This window comes from Okeania sp. SIO2F4, from assembly GCF_010672385.1.
Lineage (GTDB): Bacteria > Cyanobacteriota > Cyanobacteriia > Cyanobacteriales > Microcoleaceae > Trichodesmium.
The window spans coordinates 1-4,100 of the sequence record NZ_JAAHGT010000880.1 but is presented as its reverse complement, the minus strand read 5'-3'; the positions used below and the strand labels follow the sequence as shown (position 1 = coordinate 4,100).

Below are 4,100 nucleotides of genomic sequence, written 5' to 3'. Positions count from 1 at the left end.
AGAAGAGCTAACGCACTACACCTCATTCATTCTCAATAAGAGTTTGATTTTAGTTGAAGTATTCTTCAGTTCCCGAACGCAAATTCGTCTCTATATATAGCTTTCAACTAGCTTGTCACCCCGTGAGGGTATCAATATTCAATTTTGTCAACCCGCCCCCTAAATATGACAATGTATATTTTTAGTTGAATAAAAAGTCATGCTTAGGTACAAGCAAATCCCACTGATTAAATTGTACCATGATTTTTTGGCCGATGCAAGGAGAAATTCTTTTCACCGCCGACTTTTTTGGGTAGCTCCACAAAATGCAGATGTATATCCATAAGATTGAGCGATCGCTACACCGAAACAAAACACCGAAACAAACTTCTATCGCCGACTTTACTGATAATTAAAAAATTTCCACTTTGTAGGTTGGGTTGAGGAAATGTTAGTGTTTGCGCAACACATCTACAAGTCTTTGTTTGTAGTTTTGATCTAGCCCTAATATCAAATCCGGTTGAATACTTATTATATAGTTGGGGGTGAGGAGTAGGGGAGATTGAAGCCTTGAAGTAATTATAGAATTATCAACATATATTATATAACCGGATTATATATAAGATAAATATTTCAGGGGCTAAAGCCCAACTACGAGCTTATATTTTACTTGAATAAAAAGTCATGCGTAGGTACGAGTAACTCCCAATGATTACATACTACCATGATTTTTTGGCCGATGCAAGGGTAAAATCCTTTCGTCGCCGACTTTTTTTTGGTAGCTTCAGAGAATGAGACCTCTCCCCCAACCCCTCTCCTAGGAGGAGAGGGGAGAAATTCTTGCTCCCCCAACGCTAGCAGGGAAGAGGGTTGGGGGGTTAGGTCATATAATCAATCCGTACATCCGTGGCAAAATCCTTGTCTTGCCCTGACTTTTTTGGAGCTTCACAGAATAAGACAATCTAACTTCTGACTTCTAACTTCTGACTTCTAACTTCATTTAGTTCTCCCGCCATCGCATACTACACGAAAACCAGTATGGAAGTAGTGCTTGTCGCGCCAAGTGTTGAGGTTGCGAGAAGCGGAACGGCATCGATTTGGAATGTCGTTCCAGGAACCGCCCCGCAGCGGTGAACGATTATTATCTCCCCCAGTTTCCCAAGCACTTCCATCAGTAGGCGAACCTTCATAATTTCTGTGCCAAACATCCTGACACCATTCCCAGACATTGCCGTGCATATCGTACAAACCAAAATTATTGGGAGGAAAAATTCCCACATCTGTTGTTTCTTCTCGATATTCTCCTTTCGGTGCATCAGCATAAGTATAAATGCCACGATAATTAACTAACTCAGACGTTATAGTTTCGCCAAAATAAAAAGGTGTTGTTGTTCCTGCTCTACAAGCATATTCCCACTGACTCTCACTCGGTAAACTATATTTTTTACCTGTTATTTGCGAGAGTTTCTCACAAAATTCTATAGCGTTGTTCCAATTTACTGCTTCTACAGGGCGACTTGCACCTTTAAACTTAGAAGGATTATTTCCCATAACTGCTTGCCATTGTGCTTGAGTGACTGGATACTTACCCATGAAAAATTCTGGCACATCTACATAATGTTGCGGACTTTCATAATCCAATCTTCCTACTTCTGTCTCTGGAGACCCCATGAGAAATCTACCTGAGGGAATTTTTACCATTTCCAGGGAGACTCCATTACCGAGGTTTTCTGTCATTACTTGTGCTTGAGCTTGACGGCGACTTATTATTTCTCCTTTTGCATTAACTGTGACTGTCTCAAATTTCTGAATGGAAGTATTTTGTTGTGGTGGAGGGGGAGGTGCTGGTGTTGCTTCTGGAGAAGATACATTTTCTGGAGTTGTTTCTGGTGAAGGTTTAGGAGATGGATCTGTTTTTAGTTTTAAAAATTTATTCCACCACTCTCTACTTAATATTGCTGCGACAAACCCACTTCCTACTAAACCTCCTAATATCAATATTTGTCTTCTAGTTTTATTAGGTTGGGGTTGGGTTTGAGTTTTAGGTATAGATGGAATTGTTGGTTGTGGTGGAGTTTGAATATTTAATGCTTCTAATACTTCTGTGGCATTTTGATAACGCTCTCGAAAATACTCCCGCACCATCTTATCTAATATATTTGCCAGACGGTTACTTACTTGTGCTTCATTTCGCCAGATTATATTTCCTGTATCTTGGTCTGTAGGGAAGGTTCCTGGGTTTTGACCAGTTAGTGCTTTTATTCCTACCATCCCCACTGCATAAATATCACTGCTCAGTTTTGGTTTGCCGTTACTTTGTTCATCTGGCATATAACCAGGAGTACCGACTCCGATGGTTAAGGTAGTTGCCCCTTGTTGGTTAGTGGTCAATGCACCAATTTCTTTTACTGCACCGAAGTCTATCAATACTATTTTGTTGTCTGATTTACGACGCATCAAGTTTTGGGGTTTGATGTCTCGGTGAATTATATTATTTTGATGAGCTACTGCTAATGCTGATAATATTCCTTTGAGTAAGGCAATGGTATAAGACTCGCTTAATTTTTTTCCTGGGGTTAGTTCTTTACTTATATCTTGCCCTTCTATATATTCTTGTACTAGGTAAAATTCTGTTCCTTCTTGGAAGTGAGCAAATAATTTTGGTATTTGCTCTGAGTCTTCCCCTAATTTGTATAAAGTATTTGCCTCTCTATCAAATAACCTTTGAGCAATAGCTAAAACTTCTGGGTCTGAACTTTTTGGTGATAGATGTTTAACTACACATTTCGGTTTTCCTGGTAAGTCTAAGTCTTCAGCTAAGTAGGTATCTCCGAATCCTCCACTTCCGAGCAACTGAATAATTTTGTAGTGATTTCTCAGGATTTTTCCTGGCTGCATGATTTTTTCAGATATCAGACTTCCTCTTTCCAGTTATCAGTTACCAGTTACCAGTTATCGATTATCAGACTTCCTCCCATATCGCCTAGTAGGGAAATAGGTTTTTTTGGCCGAATTTATTTGAGTATATATGAGCGCACCTTCTCCATTATACTTATAATACCATGTCAAGTTCTTTTGTCAACCGCCCATTTTCAGTTATCAGTTGTTGATGTCTGTGTTGGTGTTGATGGGTTAACTATTATTGTGGTTTCTGCTGTTGATGTCTGTCTTGGTGCTGATGGGTTAACTATTATTGTGGTTTCTGGTGTTGATGTCTGTCTTGGTATTAGTGGGTTAACTATTATTGTGGTTTCTGCTGTTGATGTCTGTTTTGGTGGTATTAATGGCACTATATCATCTAATGCTTCTGTGGCATTTTTATAACGCTGTCGAAAATACTCCCGTACCATCCTATCTAATATATTTGCCAGACTATCGCTCACTTGTGCCTCATTTCGCCAGATAATATTTCCTGTATTTTTATTTCTGGAGAAACTTCTTGGGTCTTTTCCTGTGAGAGCTTTTATTCCTAGTATCCCTACTGCATAAATATCGCTACTTAGTTTTGGTTTACCATTACTTTGTTCATTTGGCATATAACCTACAGTTCCCACAGGTACAGTTAAAGTAGTTGACCCTTGTTCATCAACTGTCAATACTTTAATTTCTTTTACTGCACCAAAGTCTATCAATACTATTTTGTTGTCCGACTTTCGACGCATCAAGTTTTGGGGTTTGATGTCTCGGTGAATTATATTATTTTGATGAGCTACTGCTAATGCTGATAATATTCCTTTGAGTAAGGCAATGGTATAAGACTCGCTTAATTTTTTCCCTGGGGTTAGTTCTTTACTTATATCTTGCCCTTCTATATATTCTTGTACTAGGTAAAATTCTGTTCTTTCTTGGAAGTGAGCAAATAATTTTGGTATTTGGTCTGAGTCTTTGCCTAATTTGTATAAGGTCTTTGCTTCTCTCTCAAACAATTTTTGAGCAATTGTCAAAACTACTGGGTCTGAGCTTTTAGGTTTGAGGTGTTTGACTACGCATTTCGGATTTCCTGGTAAGTCTAAGTCTTCAGCTAAGTAGGTATCCCCGAAAACTCCACTTCCGAGCGACTGAATAATTTTGTAGCGTTGTCTCAGGATTTTTCCAGACTGCACCATTTCAGTTATCAGTTA

2 protein-coding genes are annotated in these 4,100 nt (G+C 38.9%); both read right to left on the bottom strand.

The window, feature by feature from the left end:
• Positions 1–975: 975 nt before the first annotated feature.
• Positions 976–2,877, bottom strand: a complete 1,902-nt coding sequence (locus tag F6K22_RS34360; RefSeq protein ID WP_293108751.1) for a bifunctional serine/threonine-protein kinase/formylglycine-generating enzyme family protein — start codon at positions 2,875–2,877, stop codon at positions 976–978.
• 194 nt (positions 2,878–3,071) lie between these two features.
• The gene (locus F6K22_RS34355) at positions 3,072–4,085 is read right to left on the bottom strand and encodes a serine/threonine-protein kinase (RefSeq protein WP_293108749.1); all 1,014 of its coding nucleotides are present in this window, start codon (positions 4,083–4,085) and stop codon (positions 3,072–3,074) included.
• Positions 4,086–4,100: the final 15 nt, after the last annotated feature.

Excerpts from the sequence above, each read along its gene's own strand:
- F6K22_RS34360 (WP_293108751.1), bottom strand. The coding sequence starts at position 2,877 with ATGCAGCCAGGAAAAATCCTGAGAAATCACTACAAAATTATTCAGTTG.
- F6K22_RS34355 (WP_293108749.1), bottom strand. The coding sequence starts at position 4,085 with ATGGTGCAGTCTGGAAAAATCCTGAGACAACGCTACAAAATTATTCAG.